Annotated in this window: 14 protein-coding genes; 9 read left to right on the forward strand and 5 right to left on the reverse strand. The window is 57.1% G+C overall.

Features of this window, described 5'->3' with window-relative positions; translation table 11 throughout:
- The 5 genes from rfbD to O7A61_RS22715 form a co-directional block, all read left to right on the forward strand.
- Nucleotides 1-849 (forward strand): dTDP-4-dehydrorhamnose reductase (gene rfbD / locus O7A61_RS22695; RefSeq protein WP_337131703.1); only part of this gene is annotated, 849 nt, incomplete at its 5' end.
- Nucleotides 846-4,883 carry a glycosyltransferase gene (locus O7A61_RS22700; RefSeq protein WP_337131704.1) on the forward strand — a complete coding sequence of 1,346 codons (4,038 nt, stop codon included), beginning with the start codon at nt 846-848 and terminating at the stop codon, nt 4,881-4,883. The genes rfbD and O7A61_RS22700, both read left to right, overlap by 4 nt.
- 15 nt (nt 4,884-4,898) lie before the next feature.
- A complete protein-coding gene (locus tag O7A61_RS22705; RefSeq protein WP_337131705.1) occupies nt 4,899-6,950 on the forward strand; it encodes a methyltransferase domain-containing protein in 2,052 nt (683 codons plus the stop codon).
- Nucleotides 6,951-6,978: 28 nt separating this feature from the next.
- Nucleotides 6,979-7,767, forward strand: a complete 789-nt coding sequence (locus tag O7A61_RS22710; RefSeq protein WP_140510447.1) for an ABC transporter permease — start codon at nt 6,979-6,981, stop codon at nt 7,765-7,767.
- Nucleotides 7,757-9,241, forward strand: a complete 1,485-nt coding sequence (locus O7A61_RS22715; RefSeq protein ID WP_337131706.1) for an ABC transporter ATP-binding protein — start codon at nt 7,757-7,759, stop codon at nt 9,239-9,241. Before O7A61_RS22710 ends, O7A61_RS22715 begins: the two co-directional genes overlap by 11 nt.
- Here O7A61_RS22715 and O7A61_RS22720 read toward each other — a convergent pair.
- The 3 genes from O7A61_RS22720 to O7A61_RS22730 all read right to left on the reverse strand — a co-directional run bounded on the left by O7A61_RS22720 (nt 9,138) and on the right by O7A61_RS22730 (nt 12,641).
- Nucleotides 9,138-10,931, reverse strand: a complete 1,794-nt coding sequence (locus O7A61_RS22720) for a capsular polysaccharide synthesis protein (RefSeq protein WP_337131707.1) — start codon at nt 10,929-10,931, stop codon at nt 9,138-9,140. The two genes, O7A61_RS22715 and O7A61_RS22720, sit on opposite strands and share 104 nt — an antisense overlap.
- A 211-nt stretch (nt 10,932-11,142) precedes the next feature.
- Nucleotides 11,143-11,844: an ABC transporter ATP-binding protein gene (locus O7A61_RS22725; RefSeq protein WP_337131708.1), complete on the reverse strand. Its 702-nt coding sequence runs from the start codon at nt 11,842-11,844 to the stop codon at nt 11,143-11,145.
- A 5-nt stretch (nt 11,845-11,849) separates the two neighbouring features.
- Nucleotides 11,850-12,641: an ABC transporter permease gene (locus O7A61_RS22730; protein ID WP_337131709.1), complete on the reverse strand. Its 792-nt coding sequence runs from the start codon at nt 12,639-12,641 to the stop codon at nt 11,850-11,852.
- 414 nt (nt 12,642-13,055) lie between these two features.
- On the opposite strand from O7A61_RS22730, the gene O7A61_RS22735 reads away from it, so the two are divergent.
- The 3 genes from O7A61_RS22735 to O7A61_RS22745 all read left to right on the forward strand — a co-directional run bounded on the left by O7A61_RS22735 (nt 13,056) and on the right by O7A61_RS22745 (nt 16,757).
- Nucleotides 13,056-15,044, forward strand: coding sequence for a UDP-N-acetylglucosamine 4,6-dehydratase (locus O7A61_RS22735; protein ID WP_337131710.1), 1,989 nt, complete (start codon nt 13,056-13,058; stop codon nt 15,042-15,044).
- A gap of 119 nt (nt 15,045-15,163) precedes the next feature.
- The gene (locus O7A61_RS22740) at nt 15,164-16,096 is read left to right on the forward strand and encodes a glycosyltransferase family 2 protein (RefSeq protein ID WP_337131711.1); all 933 of its coding nucleotides are present in this window, start codon (nt 15,164-15,166) and stop codon (nt 16,094-16,096) included.
- Nucleotides 16,097-16,217: 121 nt separating this feature from the next.
- Nucleotides 16,218-16,757: a sugar transferase gene (locus O7A61_RS22745; RefSeq protein ID WP_337131712.1), complete on the forward strand. Its 540-nt coding sequence runs from the start codon at nt 16,218-16,220 to the stop codon at nt 16,755-16,757.
- 45 nt (nt 16,758-16,802) lie between these two features.
- Here O7A61_RS22745 and O7A61_RS22750 read toward each other — a convergent pair whose 3' ends face one another.
- Together O7A61_RS22750 and O7A61_RS22755 are read right to left on the reverse strand one after the other, a co-directional pair.
- Entirely contained in the window at nt 16,803-17,750 is a 948-nt protein-coding gene (locus O7A61_RS22750) for an NAD-dependent epimerase/dehydratase family protein (RefSeq protein ID WP_337131713.1), read from the reverse strand.
- 18 nt (nt 17,751-17,768) lie between these two features.
- On the reverse strand, nt 17,769-19,094 hold the full coding sequence (locus O7A61_RS22755) for an O-antigen ligase family protein (RefSeq protein ID WP_337131714.1): 1,326 nt from the start codon (nt 19,092-19,094) through the stop codon (nt 17,769-17,771).
- Nucleotides 19,095-19,560: 466 nt separating this feature from the next.
- Here O7A61_RS22755 and cysD point away from each other — a divergent pair, with 466 nt between their 5' ends.
- Nucleotides 19,561-20,466: a sulfate adenylyltransferase subunit CysD gene (gene cysD, locus O7A61_RS22760; protein WP_027145902.1), complete on the forward strand. Its 906-nt coding sequence runs from the start codon at nt 19,561-19,563 to the stop codon at nt 20,464-20,466.
- The last annotated feature ends 147 nt before the right edge of the window (nt 20,467-20,613 follow it).

Raw genomic sequence — 20,613 nt, forward strand, 5'->3', positions numbered from 1 at the left:
CAGGCGCGCGCGGGCGTGGAGGTCGTCGCCCTCGGTCGCCCGGAGCTCGACCTGGCAAGACCCGACACCGTCATCGACGTCATCGCGGTTGCGAAGGCCGATATCGTCGTGTCGGCCGCCGCCTATACCGCCGTCGATCAGGCCGAGGACGAGCCCGATCTGGCCTTTGCGGTGAACGCGACCGGTGCCGGCAAGGTGGCCGAGGCTGCCGAGCGGCTCGGCGTTCCCGTCATCCATCTTTCGACCGACTATGTCTTCGACGGAACCAAGGCCGATGCCTATGTCGAAACCGACCCGACGGTGCCGCTCGGTGTCTACGGAACCTCCAAGCTCGCCGGCGAGCAGGCGGTAGCGGCCGCCAACCCGCGCCACCTGATCCTGCGCACCGCGTGGGTCTACAGCCCGTTCGGAAAGAATTTCGTGAAAACCATGCTGAGGCTCGCCGCCGACCGCGACGAGATTTCGGTGGTGGCCGATCAATGGGGAAATCCCACATCGGCGCTTGATATCGCCGACGCGATCCTGCATGCGGCCGCCATGCTGCACCGCGACAAGGACTTCGCCGCGTTCGGCACCTATCATCTGGCCGGCACCGGCGAGACCAACTGGAGTGGCTTTGCCCGTCATATCCTGGACACAAGCCTGAAGTCTGGTGGTTCTTGGGCGCGGGTACGGGATATCACTACGATGGACTACCCCACCAAGGCGCGCCGCCCTGCCAACTCCCGGCTATCAAGCGCGAAATTCGCGGATGTGTTCGGATGGAACGCGCCGGACTGGCGGCAGTCGACGGAAGCGGTGGTGCGCCGGCTGGTGATTGACGAGACGAGACAGATGTTGAGCGCATGAACAAACATCCATCACCCGAGAATCTGCAAGGCGCGACGCTTGATCCGCAGCCGGCCGAAGGACGGCCGGCAAAAGCCCGCACCAAGGCGAAGCCCGCGGCTGCAAAAGGACCCACGACGAAGCGCACATGCATCATGGTGCTCGGCATGCACCGTTCGGGCACCAGCGCGCTGACGAGGGCGATCAGCCTGCTCGGCGCTGAACTGCCGAAGAACATGCTTGGCGCCAATCCAACGAACCCTACTGGCCATTGGGAACCGCTGCGGCTGATGGAACTTCATGACCGTATGCTTGCGGAGGCCGGCAGCAGTTGGGACGACTGGCGCCCCTTTGAGCAAACCGATCTAGGCGCCGCTCGCCTACGTTTTTACAAATCCGAGATCGCAAGGCTGATCGACGAGGAGTATGGCGCTGCGTCGCTTTTCGTCCTTAAGGAGCCAAGAATCTCGCGTTTGGTGCCGCTTTATGCAGAAATCCTGAAGCGGATAAATGTCGAAGTCCGTTATGTCTTGACGCAACGCAATCCCTTGGCGGTAATTGCTTCACTCGAAAAACGGGATGGATTCACATCAGGCTTTAGCGCACTTTTATGGCTGCGGCATGAGTTGGAGGCCGAATATGATACCCGAGGCAAACCTCGCGTGTTTGTCTCCTATGAAGCTTTGCTTAAGGATTGGCGGCTCGACCTTCAGAAGATTGCCGAGGCTCTGCATATAGAATGGCCGCAATCCATCTCAGGACTGCAGACAGCCCTGTCCACCCATTTCTCTACTGACCATCAGCATCATGCCGCAAGCGCGGATCTGCTCGACGCCGATCCACGCATCGCTGATTGGGTAAAGCAAGCGTACGGTGCGTTGAGAGCACTTGAAAAAGACCCCACCGATGCCACCGCGATGGCGCGGCTAGATACCGTTCGAATCTCCTTCGACACAGTTAGTCCGGTGTTTGGCGAAGCTTTCTTCGAAGAGATGGGCTCGCGCGTCCAAAGATTAAAGCAGGCGAGTTCACAGGCGCAGCACTTGGCAGACGAGAGGGCCGCCGAAAACGACCAGTACACAGTAGAGTTGGCGAGTGTCCGTCGAGAAATAGGATTGAAAGACGAGCAACTAATACGGCAGCAAGAAGCCCTCAGGCGTTTGGCCGAGGAACGCACTGATGATACTTGCCGATACACAACAGAACTCGAAAAGCTGCGAGTGAAAACAGCGAGGAAGGATGCCGAACTTGCCGGAGCACGCAATGCGCTGGCTGAGATCGAACGGGAGCGGCAGCGTGCCACCGACTCGGAAAGCCGAGAGCGTCATTTAACTCAGGAGTTGGAGGCGCTTCATAACCGTCATGCAAGTGTATCGTTAGAGCGGGATCAAGCTCTCGGCGAGCTTCAGAGCGTTCGAGATAGGCTTGATGCCGTTTACGGCAGCACGTCTTGGCGTCTGACGTCTCAACTCCGTTCGACAACGCGTCTCGTAAAGCGCGCATCGTTCGGGCTCGGCTATCCCTTTTCGGTTTTTTGGAACGCTGCAACCAAGCTTTCCCTAACTCCAATGCGCGACGTGCGGGCAGCGGGCATCATCAGGCGATCCGGAGCTTTCGATAGGGACTGGTACCTCAAGAACAATCCTGACGTAGCCGAGTGGCGAATTGATCCACTGCGGCACTACGTTGTCTTCGGTGCTCGCGAGGGGCGCGATCCAAATTCACGCTTCAGCAGCAGTAACTATTTGCTCCGCAACCCCGACGTTGCGCTCGCCGGCGTAAACCCTTTTGCTCATTTCTTGGCACACGGCAGAAATGAAGGAAGAGAGGGCGAAGGGCGCGAACTTAGTTCGCCAAAACAGTCGTTCACCCCACCTCGTCAGCGTCTGAGCCCACTGTCTATCCTCAAGCTAACTCCCGATGCTTTGCGATTCTCTGGTGGTGTCGCGCCCCTTGTAGCCACCAGTTGGCGTGTACTTCGTAGGGAGGGCACGAGAGGTATTGGATACCGTATTAGAATTCTGATGCAACGGAAGGGGAGAGAGGAGCACGTCGAGCAGTGTTTTGACGTGAACCCGCCACATGACCAAGCACTCCTGCATCGTTCGAAAGTGGTTCGCCGCCATGTTGCGAGCGTAGATATTATAATTTGCGTCCATAACGCTTTGGAAGACGTCCGTAAATGTCTGGAATCAGTGACAGCGCGAACAATGCCTCCTTACAATTTAATTATTGTGGATGATGGCAGTGACGAGCTAACTGCATCATATCTGAGAGAGTTTATGATTGGACAGCCTGGTCAGCTGTTGAGGCATCAAACCGCATTGGGCTATACACGTGCAGCAAACGCTGGTCTGAGGGCGTCCACCGGCGATTTTACTGTCCTTTTAAATAGCGACACTATCGTTACCTCATTTTGGCTTGACCGCCTGGTTGAATGTGCTCAGTCCGACGACAAAATTGGGATCGTCGGCCCTCTGAGTAATACTGCATCATGGCAGTCAGTGCCTTTGACGACGGAAGATGGTGACTGGGCGTTGAATTCGCTTCCAGAGGGTATGGATGTGAATAGCATGGCCATGCGCGTTGCGGAGTGTTCCCCTCGTGCTTATCCCAAAGTCGGGTTTCTGAACGGTTTTTGTATTCTTCTCCGGCGCTCCCTGATCGAAGACATAGGTTACTTCGATGAGGTGGCATTTGGCGACGGCTATGGAGAGGAAAACGACTACTGTTTGCGCGCTTCTGGAGCCGGATGGCTTCTTGCGGTGGCTGAAGACACGTATGTTTACCATGCGCAATCCAAAAGTTACTCCAATGAACGGCGGCGCAAGCTTGTGGAGCGCTCCGATCAGATGCTGCGTGAAAAACACGACAGCCGCATTTTGTTGTCTCTAGATGCCACTAGAGGAAATCTTGGTCTCGCGGCAATGCGGGCCAGAATATCAGTGGGCCGGGAGCGCATCCTGGATCGAGACCAAATTCGCAATCGCCACGAGGGGCGTCGTGTCTTGTTCTTGCTGCCGGTACGCGACTCTGGCGGCGGCGCCAATGTTGTGCTCACAGAGGCGCAATGCATGATGCGCGCGGGCGTAGATGTGACGATTGCGAACTTAAAAATGCACAAAGATGCGTTCGAGCTTAGTTACCCTAGCGTGGAGGTTCCGATAATCTACCTGGAAAGCCCTCAGTCATTGTCAAAAGTAAGGGGAAATTTTGACGCGATAATTGCAACTGTATTTTTTACAGTAGAATGGCTTAGAGGAATGGAGTTAGAAGAACGGCAATGCTTTGGTTATTACGTGCAAGATTTCGAACCTTATTTCTTTGATGAATCGGACCCATTGCACGCGCAAGCATTGAGCAGCTACACCGCGATACCAAACATGAAATTATTCACCAAAACCGCTTGGAACGCCAAGGAATTAAAACGTTGTACCGGCATTGATCCCTCGATTGTCGGACCAAGTTACGATTGCGACCGCTTTTTCCCCAGCGCCCGAGGCGACATCGATGTCATACGAATCGCCGCTATGATACGTCCGTCAACTCCCCGTCGGGCGCCCGAACTAACCGCGTCTGTGTTAGAGCGCATCTGTCGGAATGAACCGAAGCGTGTAGAAGTCCATGTCTTTGGCTGCTCCCCAGAAGATCCGCTCGTGAGGCGATTCGTTCAGCTTCCGAACGCCGTGATAAGAGGCCACCTAAATCCTGACGAAATGTCGGCACTTCTCGCGTCTGTAGACATCTTTGCGGATTTTTCGGTTTACCAAGCGATGGGCCTCACTGCACTGGAGGCGATGGGTTGCGCCACCGCCGTTGTAGGTCCGGCAAATGGGGGCCTGGGAGAGATCGTCACTGACCACAGGAATGGACTGATCGTGGATACCACGGATGAAAATGCCTGCTACGAGGCGCTTGTGGAGCTTGTCAGCGACAACGAGTTGCTCAGGAAAATACAGTTGGCAGGCGTCGAAATTGCCGCAGGGTACTATTCGGAAGGAGCGGCCGTTCGAATCCTGGACGCTTTGTTTCCTGAAAACGGCCTGAGCCAGTGATTTTTGGAATCTAGGATGTTGTCAAAAAAGCTCAAGGTTCATGTGCTGTTTGAAAGTGGAGATGGCCGGACACCTTTTGGGACCAGCTATATCCGGCTGCTAAGGCCGCTTGGGCATCCTTCAAACGCTCAGAGGATCGAACTGTCGGCCGGCGTGGAGTTGCCCGGTGAAGCAATCGACGTTGTCATTGTGGACCGCTTATGGCGTCAAGATTTGGGCGGCGAGCGCCAAGCGGATGCGCAAAACGCCCTCTTCTCTGAGCTTGAACATAGAGGCATCCCTCTCGTTTACGCTTTAGATGACAATCTTCTTGATCTAAATGATGAACCGGGGCGTGCATCTTGGCCGGGGGCGCTGCAACGGACAATATGCCGCCGCTTTATTCAAAGAGCAGCCGGCGTTATCACCTCAACTCCTAACCTGGCAAAGCGCATCGCTAAGCTGAACGCCAACGTCGCTATTCTGCCCAACCAAATAGACGATACGTTATTCAGACGCCCTAAACGGCATGCAATCCCTTCCAAGCCAGAGAAGCTTCGCTTTGGTTACATGGGCACTTTTACCCATTTGGAAGATCTCTTAAGCGTCATACAACCGGTTCGGAGGTTTATATCGTCAAACTCTGATATTGAATTCGAAGTCGTGGGCGTTGCCGATGCCTCAGACGTTCTTTCAGTGTTCGGAACTCTCCCTGTTCGTCTGTCAAGCGTTCCCCACGAAAGCGTCGAGTACCCGAAGTTTGTCGAATGGATGCAAAAGGAGATAGACTGGGATTTTGCAATCGCACCATTGAGTGGAAGTCGGTTTAATGACGCCAAATCTGACATAAAATTTCTAGACTACAGCGCACTTGGTGTTCCCGCTATATATAGTGATGTGCCTGCGTACAAAGATACGGTGCGCCATGAAGGCAACGGTCTTCTGGTCGGCACAAATTACGAGGACTGGACACGTGCCCTCGAGCGAATGGCTCAGGATGCTGCGATGCGCAGTCGCATTGCGCTCGATTGCGCGAATGAAGTGTGGGATTCGCGGGTGCTGGCGACGCACGCAGGAAAATGGGTCGATGCAATAGAACGTTTCTTAGCGGAGAACCGATCGCCGGAAAATCTCAGGTTCAGCGCTTATAACTTGGTCTCATCTCAAACAGAGAGAACTCCTTCCGACCGTAGAGCGGGCCCGGCTATTGGGAGCGCCGTGAATTTGAGGAATACAAAGAAGGAGAGACCTAGCCAACAGTTGAATAGGCAGGAGAAGTTACTGTGGCACATAGACCCTCGCGGTATAGGCCTTGAAATAGGTCCAGGGTACAATCCACTGCTTCCGAAGGCGCAGGGATACCGTGTTGAGACGCTGGACCATGCGCCTGCCGATGAGCTGCGCCGAAAATACAAAGGCATGGGTGTCGACACAACACTAATAGAGGAAGTTGATTTCGTTTGGCAGGGTGAACCACTCGACCACCTAACAGGCCGACGAGGTTATTATGATTTTGTTCTGGCGTCACACGTCATTGAGCATACGACTGACTTGGTCAGTTTTGTTCAGCAATGCGAGTCTATGTTGAAGCCGGGTGGAGTACTTTCGTTGGCTATACCCGATTGCCGGTATTGTTTCGATATTTTCCGAGGTGTGACGACGACAGGAGATGTCCTTCAAGCTTTTATCGAGAAGCGCAAGCGCCATACTCCAGGAACCATCTTCGACCACGTATCCCTCGCTGCGTTTCTAGACGGCAAGCCGTCATGGCATCGTGGTGCTAATGGAAATTTGGATTTCTTGCATACTTTCCAGCAAGCTGAAGAACTATATGAAAGAGTTCAGAGGGAGCCACAATATTTCGACGTGCATAATTGGCGGTTCACACCATCGTCATTTTCTTTAATCATGAGCGATCTTCGTTCACTTAATTTGATTGACTGCTCCGAGCAGATTTCATTCGACACAGAGGGGTATGAATTCATCGTTAATTTAGCGAAGGGCGGCGCCCGAGGACTTGCTGATCGGTTGGTTTTGGCTCGGCGCGCTCGTGCCGAGATCTCCGAATCTCACGTTCCCGCAAAATAGAGTTGCCGTAGTGACAGTCGGGCACAACATGCCAAATGCAGACATCGTTTTTGCCCTCGTCCGCCGAGAAGTTGCGGGGCGGTATCGCGGCTCAGCATTCGGATTGCTCTGGTCGCTGCTCAATCCGCTGTTCATGTTGGCCGTTTACACGTTCGTCTTTGGTATTGTGATGAAGTCACGCTGGACTATTCCAGGTCAGCAAAGTGTCACGGATTCGACAGGGCAGTATGCGGTGGTTCTTTTCTGCGGACTTATTGTTTTTCAATTCTTTGCAGAGGTGGTTTCGCTTTCACCTGGGTTGATCGTGGCCAACGCCAACTATGTCAAGAAGATCGTCTTCCCTATCCAGATATTGCCGGTGGTTTCGGCTGGCGCCGCATTGTTTCACGCGGCAGTCAGTTTGCTGGTGCTGCTTGTCTTCGCCTATGTCGTCTTTGGCGGCATCCCCGCAACGGTGGTTTTCGCGCCGGTGGTTTTCGCGCCGCTGGTTTTCCTGGTCCTCGGCATAGCCTGGATATTGGCATCGATCGGCGTGTATTTTCGTGACATGAGCCAGATCGTAGCACCTCTGGTGACGGCGACCATGTTCCTCTCGCCAGTCTTTTTCCAGAGAACGTCGCTGCCAGTCTGGCTGCAGCCCTGGCTTTCGCTCAATCCTCTCGCGATTCCCGTCGAGAGCTTTCGCGACGTGGTTCTTTTCGGCGTGCAGCCAAATTGGGCGGCGCTAGGCAATTACTCACTGGTGGCGATTGTCGCTGCATTTCTCGGCTATCAATTCTTCCAGAAGACCCGCAGGGGGTTTGCCGATGTCCTCTGAAAAATCGGGTGTCCGAGCTTCCGACATCGCTATTCGCGTGCACGACGTATCCAAACATTATGTCATGTTCGAACGGCCTGAAGATCGCTTCAAGCAGATGTTGGTGCCGCGGCTGGAGCGGCTGATCGGCCGTCCACCGCGTCGCTATTTTCGCGACTTCGCAGCTCTGTCGGGAGTGTCTTTCGAAGTTGGTCGTGGCGAAACTGTCGGTATCATCGGCCGCAACGGCTCCGGCAAGTCGACGCTGCTGCAGATCATCTGCGGCACGCTGCAACCAACCAGCGGCTCGGTCGAGGTCAATGGCCGCATCGCCGCACTGCTGGAACTTGGCGCTGGGTTTAACCCCGAATTCACCGGTCGGGAGAACGTTTTTCTAAACGCCTCGATTCTAGGTGTGCCGCGCAAGGAGATGGAGTGGCGCTTCGACGACATCGCGCGATTTGCTGATATCGGCCCATTTATTGATCAGCCAGTGAAGACCTATTCATCGGGCATGTATGTCAGGCTGGCCTTCGCCGTCGCAACCAATGTTGATCCGGACATCCTTGTTGTGGATGAAGCTTTGTCGGTGGGCGATGAAGCGTTTCAGCGCAAATGCTTTGCTCGCATTGAAGACATTAAGGATAGGGGCGGCACCATTCTGTTCGTGAGCCACGGGGCTCAGACGATCGTCCAATTGTGCACACGAGCGATGCTGATTGATGACGGGGAAAAGATATTAGAGGGGCGGCCAAAAGCAGTGGTGGCGCAATATCAGCGGTTGGTCAGCGCCAGCACGGAGGTGGCGAAAGAAATTCGCACCGGGATTAAGGCGCTCCGTGCCGTTTCGCCAGCCACCAAGGCAGCAGTTACCACCCCTGATCCCAAAGGGGCCGCCGCTCTAGAGTGGCCTGCCGGAGAAGCCTCCGATGCAATCGTCGCTTTACCGATCGAGGCCGAACCGAACGACACCGTCAGCCAGTATGCAGATTATTACGATCCCAACCTGAAGTCGAAGTCCGCAGTTTATCTCGAAGAACGGGGTGCCCGCATTCGAGACCTTCGCGTTCTGACTCTCAGTGGTGAGGGGGTGAATGTGCTGCAAATGGGAAAGCGGTATGTCTTAGAATATTCAGTGGATTTTTCTTCCGAAGCAAGCGAGGTCGGCTTTGAGTTCCTGTTTAAAAATGTGACAGGCTTAGTGTTGGCTGGCTCGGACACGCACAGGGTAAAAGCAGAAAGGACCAGATTCGTCAGATCTGGGTCGGAAATGACAATAAGTTTTACCTTTAACTGTGTCATGTTGCCGGGAGTATATCTCGCAAGTGCCGGTGTGCGAGGTTTGATCAACGACGAGTTGCGTATGCTTCACAAAATTATCGAAGGCATTCTCATCCGCGTAGCCAGCGAGCCAGACCTTGCTGCAATCGGCTACGCCAACTTGGACGCGACGCCGCAGGTGGCGTTGTCTTCAGCAGGACTTCCAGAGCATTGAGTGTCTCGACAGCCCTGGATTTGGTGTATTCGATAATATCCAGCAGCAGGTCGCGTTTGTCCCCCTCAACGAGGGCCAAGGCAGCGCGCGTGACCTCATCCTCCTTTGCGTGCTCAATCCTGTAGACAAATGGCCATCCAGAGGTGGAGAGGAGGTTTGTCAGCTTTCCACCTCCGCGAATTTGATCGATCGCGATGAAGGGAACCTCATTGCGCATCGCCAGAACTGCGCCATGAAAACGGGATGTGAGCACGAGATCACAAGACGAATATAGAGCCTCAATTTCGACAGGTGCGCGCCCAGAACGGGTCAAGTGGTGTTCTATCTCAAGCGTTCTCACTTGATATTTTGTTCTCAAGCTGTCGAGCACCCGCGCCGTAAGAGCGCTAGTGCGGTCGTGAAGTGAACTTTGGGGTCCATACTCACTTTGCTCACCGCGGAGCACCAATCCGACAACAAGCGGCTCATTTAGTTCGCGCACTCGCTTTGGAGTGACCCGCGAAGGCGCGAGAATGGCGACGTCCTCAAATCGCCGACCGCCTCCTTCTCTAGCCAACACGACGTCAAACGGCTGGACGTAGTTGATGTGCTCTCGGGCAAAGAGGCTTATGCTGACCCCAATTTTGCTGATCGACGGAAATCGGCGAATTATCGTCTCTACAATCGGATGATCTCTGATAATCGGACCGCAGACGAAAACTAATGCGGCGTAATCACTCCCTTCGAATTCGTCCGGCGCCACCCTTTCTCCGGAAATTTCAAACGCAGTACTCGCTGTTACATGCCTAAAATTCGACCCTAACGCTTTCATACGGGCAGCAACACTCTGCACTGCCAATAGGTCTCCGATAGTTCCATTGTCCTTTAGCGATCCATACCAGCACAATAGGATAGGCGGCACCTTGGCCGCCGTGTCAGCGACTGGGGCATATCGGCCGCTCTGATGTGGGATGTCTCGGCTGGTTGGATGCCGACCGAAGTTGCAAAGAAATTGGTAGATGCTTCCATCGCGCACCGCACTGTGGTCAACTTTGTGGGTAAGCTTTAAGACCGGAATCTTGGCGAGAGATATAATCTCTCGGTCCTCTTTTGAAATCACGCCAAGCAATCGCGTCTCATAAGGAGTGAATATATGTGGGCCGTCCGCCGACATCTTCGGCACTCGGTCCCACAACGCGCTAAAGTTTCTGTTACTTTGGTAGGCTTGGCCAAACAGGTGATGAAACCAGAAATAATCCGGATCATCTTCTCGGCGCTGCCAGTGTTCATGGACCAACCGGCGCCACTCGTAAACCAGGTAGGAGGACTGGCTGGCAGCCAAAAACCATGAAGATAGCATTCGCGAAGGGGCGGGGCGCTCGAAGGCAAAGAAACCTTCTGACATGACGCTATCAAGCCACTCATCGAGAGGCCGCAGACAATAGCAAGTAGCGTCGACCCAAACTCCTCCATATCTGCACAGAAGTTCGATACGCACTATATCACTATACGTGGCATCTGAAAGCGATCTGGAGAGGATCGAACTTGGATCGCTAACGTCGGGCAAGAAGTCTGCCAGAGTCCCTTTGGTCAGGATTTGGACCGTCCAGCCGGGGTTCATTCTCTGCCAAGAGTTCAGGCATGCTTTTACGATCTTTGGCGCTTTTTCGATGCCTTGCAGCCACAGTATCCAGATCGTTTTAGGTGGCATCGTTCATCCCGTTTGCGACATTCCGCTTCGGCCTGCCTTAGCAGCGTGCATCCCAGTCCTCAACCCCCATCACGCGCAGTGCAGGTTGCCCATTCCCCGCGATCAGACAAATGACTTGCGTGGGAATGCTTCCAGCCCGCAGTATGCGATACAGCAGGCGGGGGCCGGAGATGCTACTTGGAAGTGTGACGGTCACGAATGATTTTCGTGCTCAAGTCAGCGACTCCACTCGACCGGCGCGAAGTGTCAGTTTCTTCGTGCAAACGCGCTGGATCAGCGCGTCATCGTGGCTGGCCAGCACGATGATGCCGGCCTTTTCCGCCAATTCGTCCATCCGTCGTTTGGCCTTGTCCTGGAATGACGCGTCGCCAGCGCCGATCCATTCGTCCATCAGCAGAATTTCAGGCTCAAGCGTGGTCGCTGCCGCAAATGCCAGGCGTGCCGCCATGCCCTGGCTGTACGCCTTGAACGGCAGGTCGATAAAATCACCGAGTTCGCTGAAATCGATTATTTCTTCCATCTTCTCTTCGATCTCGGCCTTCGTCCAGCCGCTGATCAATCCCCTCAACACGATGTTCCTGCGCCCGGTGGCCTCTGGTCGGAAACCTATACTGATGTTGAACAGCGCATCGACCTTGCCGGCGATGGACATCGTGCCGCCCGATGGCTGGTAGATTCCGTATAGAACCTTGAGCAGGGTGGTCTTACCGGCGCCATTCGGGCCGACAAGCCCTAACCGGTCGCCCGCCTTGAGCTCGAAGCTGACACCGTCGAGCGCCTGCACGACCTGTTTGGTGCCCGCCTTTGCTATGTTGCCGCCAAGAGCGCTGCGACGCCGGCCGGGCGCCGAAAGCGTCAGCTTTTCAAACAGCCGATAGACGAGGCTGACATTGTTCAGTTTGATGGAGGTCATGAGGCTCAGATCAGGAAAACGACGTGCTTGCGGTAACGGCCCAGCAGCAGCAGCGCAATAGCCCAGGCGCCGATACAGATGTAACCTGTCACCGCCAGAGCATGCGTCGGAAGGATGCCCGCCGTGATCGGTTCACGCACGCCCTCAAGGAAATAGGTGAACGGATTCCAATGGTAGGCATATTTTTGGATGCCTTCTTGCCCGCTATAGACCCAAAAGACCGGCGTCAAGAACATGCCAACCCGCATCATGTTGCCGACGATGAACTCACTGTCGGGGAAAAAGGCGCCCAGGAACGCGAAGACCATGACAAATGCAGGAGTTGCCAGGACGATAAGCAGCAGACCCAGCAACGACAGCAGCCAGTTCGTCTCGATCCCGTAACCGCTCAACAACAGAATAAGAACGCATCCCGCCAGCGAATAACCGGCCCGGATGACGCTTTGCATCGCCAATCGCATCACGTACACGAACAACGGCAGTGTCGTGCCTTGAATGAAGCTCGCCTCGCGCTGGAAGAGCGACACGCTCACGGTGATTATTTCGCTGAGATAGAACCATACCAGCATGCCGATGGCTACGTAGGCTATGTAGCTCGGGTTGCTCGCGTCCTTGGTGACGAAAACAAAGACAAACGTGCCGACGAAAGCGAAATAGTTGACCAGCATCCAAAGCGGGCCGAGTGTCGTGCGTCTGTGCTGGTCGCCAATGTCTTCATGGGCAAGCGCCACCCAGACCCGGTGTAATTTCATGGCTTTTGAGATGTCGTCAAAAGCCCCGTTTAGTGCAGCGATCATAGCTTGGGAGTATCGCAATCTGTTGTTTCGGCGCATTGTCCTTCGCTGGCCATAGCGAACCACCAAGCCCCTGTCTAATAGCCGTTTCGATGGACATATGGCAACGCATTGCGTCCTAACGAGGTCTGGAGCAGAGTCAACTGCGGCAAAACTGGACACACATGCTGATGACGCACTGTTTATAAGCAATCGCTAATGTAGGCTTCGCGGCAATTTTCCACGAATCGGGCTTCATGCTTCCCTTGCCCCTCATTCTTCCAAAAAAAACATCTGGCTATGCCTCGTCCTCCGCAGTATGCGATACAGCAGGCGAGGGCCGGAGATGCTACTTGGAAGTGTGACGGTCACGAATGATTTCTCGCGTTCACACTTTGCTGGTAGTCATGCCGACAGTCTGGAGTTTAGTACTGCCTAATGAATACTTCCCTGGAAGCTGTGTTCGGACTCAGGCCCGGGATGCGGCGCGCCTTCATCATGGTCCAGGACGTGGCCATGGTCCTGGTCGCGGTCGCGCTCAGCCTTGTCCTGTCGCGGTCGGATCTTTCGTTCGGCGCGCTCTCCACGGAGGGTCTATTCACCTGGGCCGGCATCGTGCTCATCAGCCATCTTCTGTTCAGATATTGCGGCCTCTACACCACGGTCTGGCGCTTCGCCTCGACGCCTGATTTCTTCAACATCCTGAAGAGCTGCGCGATCCTGACCTTCGTGCTCTACGCCGTTTCGCTGGTCGTGCGTTTCTTCCAGCCCGTCGCGGGCCTCAACGAGCGCCAGTTCATCGTCTTCCTGCTCGTCTCCTTCACCATCATCTCGGCGCCCCGGCTGTTCTACCGCTTCCTGCGTGACGGCGCGAGCTGGGGTATTTTGAACCGCAAGGGCGACACGGCGCGGACCAAGCAGGCCCTGTTCGTCGGGCGGCTCGGCGAGGCCGACCTGATCATTCGTTTCACGCGCACGGCGCAGCCCGCCGAGCATTCCATCGTCGGCATCATGGCGACCGAGCGTGGCGCGCCGCTGGGCACGCGCATTCAAGGGATTCCCGTGGTGGCGACCCGGCCGCGCCTGATCGATGTCCTGGAGGATTATGCGACCGGCACCAAGAGCCTCGATCTGCTGATTTTCGGCAGCGGCGCCGAACACGAGATCGAGGAATATTCCGAGCTGGTCCGCGTCGCGCGTCACGGCGACATCGGGGTCGTGCAGTTCGCTGGGCTTTCGCAGGTGGGCCAGGAGGGAAAGCTCGTTCTCGATGCCGTCGAGATGGAGACGATCCTGCGCCGCCCGACGGTGCCATCCGACATCGAGCGCATCGGCGCCTTCGTCGGCGGCAAACGCGTCCTGGTCACGGGAGGCGCCGGTTCCATCGGGCGAACGCTGGTCAAGCGGTCGCTGGAGCTTGGAGCCGAGGCCGTGCTGGTCGCCGACAATTCCGAATTCGGCATCTTCCAGCTGAGCCAGTATGTCGACGAGAAGGACCATGACCGCCTCAAGGTCCGCATCGTCGATGTCGCGGACAGGCGCCAGATGACGCGCGTCGTCACGGAGTTCAAACCCGACATCCTCTTCCATGCCGCAGCGCTGAAGCACGTTCCGCTTCTGGAGGAGAACTGGGAATCGGCCATCCAGACCAACGTTTTCGGCACGCTCGTCTGCGCCGAGGTCGCCGCCAAATGCGGCGTGGCGCAATTCGTCATGGTTTCGAGCGACAAGGCCGTCGATCCGACGTCCGTGCTCGGCATGACCAAGCGGGCCGCCGAACAGATCGTCAGCGCCCTGCATGAAACGCCGGCCGGCGAACCGGGCGGCCGCCGCGCAGCCACCAAGTTCATCGCGGTGCGCTTCGGCAACGTCTTCGGCAGCAATGGCTCGGTGGCGACCATATTCCAGGCGCAGATCGAGGCCGGTGGGCCGGTCACCATAACCGACCGCCGCATGACGCGCTATTTCATGACTGTCGCCGAGGCCGTCGATCTCGTCATCATGTCGGCGGCCGATGCCGCGTCGCGGCCGGCCGACCAGGACTACGCCGTCTACATGCTCGACATGGGCAAACCCGTGCCGATCGTCGAAGTGGCCGAAACGATGATCCGCATGGCGGGAAAAAGCCCCTATACGGATATTCCGATCCGCTTCACCGGCATCCGGCCGGGCGAAAAGCTCCACGAGATACTTCACGGCGAAGACGAGGTATTGGTCGAGCTCAGCATTGCCAAGATCTTTGGCCTGAGCACCGATGTGGCGCAGTGGTCGGATGTCCAGGCAGCACTTGCGGCGTTGCAGCAATCCATGAAGAGCCAGGACAAGGCCGCCTCGCTCACGATCCTGGCCGATCTCGACCGCGCGACGAAGACAAGGGCGAACGCGCAGCAGGACGCGGTCCCGAAGACGGCCGGGCAGGCGAGCTAAAGCAATTCCAGGAAAACTGCGTAGCGGTTTTCCGTCCGGAATTGCGCAAAGGCAAGAGATGAGCAATTCCGGGAAAAGTGCGTAGCGGTTTTCCTCGCGCAGCAAGGCGTTTGACATCAGTGGGTAAGACAGATCTGCGCATTGCCGTCCTGATGGCCACGAAGGACGGCGCCGCCTTCATCGACGAGCAAATGCAGTCGCTGCTCGACCAGTCCCATCCTCTGGTCGACCTCTGGATATCCGACGACGGCTCCGTCGATGGCACGGTTGCCATCGTCGAAGCCTGGAAGCCCCGCTGGGCAAAAGGTCGGATAAATTTGGTGGAAGGGCCGCGGCAAGGCTTTGCCGCCAATTTCCGGTCGATGATCCTCGACCCGCGCATTGACGCGGATTGTTACGCCTTCAGCGATCAGGACGACGTCTGGGAGCCCGACAGGCTTGAAAGCGCCCTTGGCTGGATGCGGACATTTGACGTGGCGCAACCGCTGATGTTCTGCTCGCGAACCGCGACCATGACCGAAACCGGAAGCCTGGTCGGCCATTCGCCGCTGTTTAGCCGTCCGCCGGCCTTCCGCAACGCGCTGGTGCAAAGCATTGCCGGCGGCAACACCATCCTGCTCAACCGCGCCGCCCGCGATCTGTTGGCCAAGGCCTCCGCTCGCACCGGTTTCGTCAGCCATGATTGGTGGGCCTATCTGATCGTCACCGGTGCCGGCGGCGTCGTCCGCTACGATCCGCGACCATTGGTGCGCTACCGCCAGCATGCGGCAAACCTGGTCGGCGCCAATGCATCGTGGCAGGCACGGATCTCGCGGGTCGGCCGCCTCTTCAAGGGCCAGTTCGCGGACTGGACCGATCTCAATCTCGCCGGCCTTGCCGTCAATCGCGACCTCCTTACGACGGATGCGCTGGCATGCCTCGATTTGTTCGCCAACGGTCGGCAAGGTAGCCTTTTCCAACGCCTGGGCGCCCTGCACAAAAGCGGCGTCTATCGACAGACTATTGCCGGGACCCTTGGGCTCTATCTCGCCTTTATCCTGGGTCGCATCTGAATATTGCGGACCGCGTGGCGGCGCTTGGTCAGGAAGGCGACCTCATGCTACGCCGACCGGATTGACCGGTTTCGCTCGCGGTTGCCGCGTGAAACCCTGGCAGGGAGCCCATCGGCCACTCATGACGACAGCCAAGAAAATCTTCGATCTCGCCGGTGCGGCTGTGCTGCTGGTGGCAACCTCTCCCATTCTGTTGCTTGCCATTCTTGCCGTCCGTGCATCGTCGCCAGGTCCGGTGATTTTTTCCCAAACGCGGATTGGCCGCGAAGGGGCGCTTTTTCGCTGCCACAAGTTAAGGACGATGTACCAGGGAACGCCATCCTTGCCCTCGCATGAAACCCCCGTGAGCGCCGTGACATCGGTTGGAAAGGGCTTGCGGAAATTCAAGCTCGACGAGTTGCCGCAACTCTGGAATGTTCTGCGCGGCGAAATGAGCCTGGTCGGACCGCGTCCCTGCCTACCGAGCCAGACGGAACTGATCGAATGCCGCAGGCGGCTCGGGGTTTTGAAGGCTCTCCCCGGAATGACAGGCTTGGCCCAGATCAGGGGCATCGACATGTCGAACCCGCAACTTCTGGCCGAAATCGATGCCAGCTATCTCAGGACCGCGTCGTTCTGGCTCGACCTTCGAATCTTGTTCGGAACGCTCTATCGCGGCTGAGCGCGCCGTGCTCCAGAAGCAAAAAACCAGTCCTTGGACCAGTGGTCAAACGGGAAGTCGGGGCTTTCGGAGCCGCGCTATCTCGGTCAGCCATTCCAGTGTGCTGGATTCCGGCGTCCAGCCTTGCGAGGCAAGCAGGGAAGGGTCGCATATCTGTGTCGCGGTCAGGCTGTCCCAGAACGGCCGCCTGCCAAGCAGTATGGCGGCCGCCCGCATCGGTCCGGCCGGCATTGGCACCAGGCGCGTCGGCCTCCCGAAACCGCGGCGAAAGGCACCGATGATGGCAGCGACGGAAACCGGCGGCACGTCGCTGGCGGTATAGACCGGATGAAGCGGCTGCGAATGGCAAAGCAGATGCCACACCGCCCGTGCCGCCGATTGCGATGACAGCAGCGAGCGGTTTGCCGTCAACGCGCCTGTCGGGATCGGCAGAGCCGTATCGGCGAGCCGCATCAGCGTCGCCAGGTTTCCTTTCATGCCGATCCCGTAGACTGGAGGCAGCCGCAATATGGCGGCGTCGGCACGGCCATGGGAGGCATAGGCGTCCAGCACCGCGATTTCTGCTTCGCGCTTCGAGCGCCCGTAGGCGTCTTGCGGTTCGGGGACCGTGTTTTCGTCGATCGTTGCGCTGGCACGCGCGCCGATCACGGCCCGGATCGAGGAAAGATGGATGAACCGTCCGCTTGCCTGGGTGGCGGCGGCATGTGCCAGACGTGCGCTCAATTGCGCATTGGCTGCCCGAAAATCGGCTTCGGTGGCATTGCCCTGGTCATTGTTCAGACCCGCGCAATGGACGATATCCGTAACATCCCTGGTCAGCGCCAGGAAAGCCGCGGCCGGCGCATCGAAACCCGGCATCGGCATGGCGTCGGACCCCGCATCAAGTCTCTCCGGCCGGCGGGAGGCGAGGCGAAGCCCGACACCGGCCTCACGAAGCCGATGGACCACCTGGCGGCCGATGAAGCCCGTCGCGCCCGTAACCAGGACTTTCATTGTCTTGCCCCGGACCGGCTATCGAGCGGCTGGCCGGGGTGCCAGGCCCTCTACTGATGGAACGGCTTGGCTGTTTGCTGGTGAAACCGTCCGTGCTTCCACCAACGCGGCCTGGCGCCCACATGCAAGATATGTTCCCGACACCAGGAAGACCATAAAGACCGAGTCCAGAATGTCATGGCCGATCAGGATGCCTGTCATTCCCGCGGTCAGATAGGTGATCACGACGGCGACAATCATGGTGGCGCCGAACCGCTCGATCGGATCGGCGCTGTCGCGAAGGACCCGGGCGGCATTTCTGGCGGCAATCACAAAGATCGCCGCCAGCGTCACCGCACCCAGGATTCCCGCTTGCACCAAGGCGGTCAGGAAGCCGTTATGGAAATGGCTGAAACCTTCGTCCATCCCGAACTGGTCCTGAAAGCCCTGCTTGATCAAGACGTGAGTGGCCCCCACCCCATGTCCGAAAACTGGCATCTCCCGAAATGCCTTCAGGCCGATATCCCAAAGCGCGACGCGCGATCCCAGAGCAGTCGTGTGGTCACCATGGGCCGCCAGCGCATCCCAGTCGGAGTGCAGAAATGCAACACGCCCCGCTATCGTCTGGAACCCGAAAAACGCGATTGTGACTCCAATCGCGGCCAGCAGCAAAAGCACGCGAACGGCATTTCTCCCTCTCAGCCTCTGCTGGTTGATCAGCAGAACGGCGATACCGGCAATCAGCAGCGCCAGCCAGACGATGCGCGTACCGGAGTAGATAATGGCGACCGTTCCGCCGAGTGCAGCGCAGATAAGGGCGATCCTGTACCTCTGTATACCGGACAGGGCAGCAGCCACGCAGGTCACCACTGCAAGGCAGAGGACCTCAGCGAAAACGATCGCATTCCCGGCCCCGCCCTCGGCGCGTATGCCAAGCCGATACTGCTGATAGACCGCCAGCAGCAGCGCCCCGAAACAGGCAGCCATGCTGGCCAGCACAATGATGCGGACGAGCGTTGTCTTTTGCGTAATGCTCCAGGTCGAATAGGAGATGGGAAAAAACAGAAAGGTGATGAGCGGGATAAAATGCCGCGCGTCCTTGACGATCGCGTGGTTGACGAGGGACGCCAGGACATTGCTTGCGCAATAGGCATAGATCGCGATCGTCAGCGGCATCATCGCCCGGTCGACATTGAAGCGTCTTCTCTTCAAGGCGATCAACAGGACGGACCACAAGCCGCCGCCATTGAACACGAAGCTAACCACCGATCCCAGGACCGGGGGAGAAAAGAAGCAGAGAATGGAGAAGTAGATATTGATCCGCGAAGGCGTGAATTGCTGCCTAATGGATGAAAGCCGGTTCAATTTTCGGACCTGCTATTCCAGAGAGATTTTATGCGGCACATCTTCGAAAGTGCTCGCCTCGAAACTGCCCATGCTTCATCACGCACTTGCCCACTCTCGAAAAGCGTATAGCGGCTGGGTCGCTGTTTCGATAGTGCGCCCGGATCGATTGCCGCCGAAATCCCGCAGTCGGGGCCGGTTGACCCCTGCGGCGCCGCCGCGGCGCTCTCACAGGCAATATATTTCCCGCCTTTTCCCAGCTAAGGCCCTTCAAGCAGAAATTTCCGGGTTTTGCCACAAGCATGGAAAATTCATTCCCGAACCGACTGCTGCCGGGCTCTTCCTGCATTGTTCTGGGCCGCGACGATCTGCTAGAACGCCCGCACGAAACACTTTGTCCAGAAGCGAAGCTTGAAGCGGGCGCAAAAAGGCTCGATGATTGACGCAGGAACTTCTGTTGCAAGGCATGAGAGAACGCTCACGGTCCATGATATCAGCGCTTACGCATCTGCAGCGGCTTGAAGCCGAGTCCATCCACATATTCCGCGAGGTCGCGGCCGCTTTCACCAAGCCGGTTATGCTCTATTCCGTCGGCAAGGATTCGTCGGTGCTGATGCATCTGGCGATGAAGGCGTTCTATCCGGCCAAGCCGCCATTCCCCTTTCTTCACGTCGACACCACCTGGAAATTTCGCGAGATGATCGCATTTCGCGATCAGATGGCGCAGAAGCTGGGGTTCGACCTTCTGGTTCATGTCAACGAAGACGGCGTGCGCGACAACATCAATCCGTTCGATCACGGTTCGAACACCCACACCCATGTGATGAAGACCGTGGCGTTGCGCCAGGCGCTCGACAAATACGGCTTCGATGCCGCCTTTGGCGGTGCCCGCCGCGACGAGGAAAAGTCGCGCGCCAAGGAGCGCATCTTCTCCTTCCGCAATGCCCAGCATGTGTGGGATCCGAAGAACCAGCGGCCCGAGATGTGGAAGATCTTCAACACTCGCATCGCGCAGGGTGAATCGATCCGCGTCTTCCCCTTGTCGAACTGGACCGAGCTCGACATCTGGCAGTACATTCTGCAGGAAAATATCCCGATCGTGCCGCTCTATTTCGCCAAGCAGCGGCCGGTTGTCGAACGCGATGGCATGTTGATCCTCAAGGATGATGATCGCATGAAGCTGCTGCCCGGCGAGGTCGTGGAGGACAGGTTGGTGCGATTCCGCACGCTTGGTTGCTATCCGCTGACCGGCGCCATCGAATCCGACGCCGACACACTCGAGGCCATCGTCGGCGAGATGCTGACGGCACGCACATCCGAACGGCAGGGTCGCCTGATCGACCGCGATGAAGCCGGTTCAATGGAAAAGAAGAAGCGCGAGGGGTATTTCTGACCATGCGCCACATCATGGCGAAGAGCCTCGCTCCCACGGATGGCGTCCGCGATTATCTGGCCGCGCAGGAGAAGAAGTCGCTGCTGCGCTTCCTGACCTGCGGTTCGGTGGATGACGGCAAGTCGACGTTGATCGGACGCCTGCTGT

The organism is Mesorhizobium sp. Cs1321R2N1, from assembly GCF_037179725.1.
In the GTDB taxonomy this organism is placed as follows: domain Bacteria; phylum Pseudomonadota; class Alphaproteobacteria; order Rhizobiales; family Rhizobiaceae; genus Mesorhizobium; species Mesorhizobium salmacidum.

Coding starts and splice junctions, on each gene's coding strand:
- O7A61_RS22700 (WP_337131704.1), top strand. CDS start 846: ATGAACAAACATCCATCACCCGAGAATCTGCAAGGCGCGACGCTTGAT.
- O7A61_RS22705 (WP_337131705.1), top strand. CDS start 4,899: ATGTTGTCAAAAAAGCTCAAGGTTCATGTGCTGTTTGAAAGTGGAGAT.
- O7A61_RS22710 (WP_140510447.1), top strand. CDS start 6,979: ATGCCAAATGCAGACATCGTTTTTGCCCTCGTCCGCCGAGAAGTTGCG.
- O7A61_RS22715 (WP_337131706.1), top strand. CDS start 7,757: ATGTCCTCTGAAAAATCGGGTGTCCGAGCTTCCGACATCGCTATTCGC.
- O7A61_RS22720 (WP_337131707.1), bottom strand. CDS start 10,931: ATGCCACCTAAAACGATCTGGATACTGTGGCTGCAAGGCATCGAAAAA.
- O7A61_RS22725 (WP_337131708.1), bottom strand. CDS start 11,844: ATGACCTCCATCAAACTGAACAATGTCAGCCTCGTCTATCGGCTGTTT.
- O7A61_RS22730 (WP_337131709.1), bottom strand. CDS start 12,641: ATGATCGCTGCACTAAACGGGGCTTTTGACGACATCTCAAAAGCCATG.
- O7A61_RS22735 (WP_337131710.1), top strand. CDS start 13,056: ATGAATACTTCCCTGGAAGCTGTGTTCGGACTCAGGCCCGGGATGCGG.
- O7A61_RS22745 (WP_337131712.1), top strand. CDS start 16,218: ATGACGACAGCCAAGAAAATCTTCGATCTCGCCGGTGCGGCTGTGCTG.
- O7A61_RS22750 (WP_337131713.1), bottom strand. CDS start 17,750: ATGAAAGTCCTGGTTACGGGCGCGACGGGCTTCATCGGCCGCCAGGTG.
- cysD (WP_027145902.1), top strand. CDS start 19,561: ATGATATCAGCGCTTACGCATCTGCAGCGGCTTGAAGCCGAGTCCATC.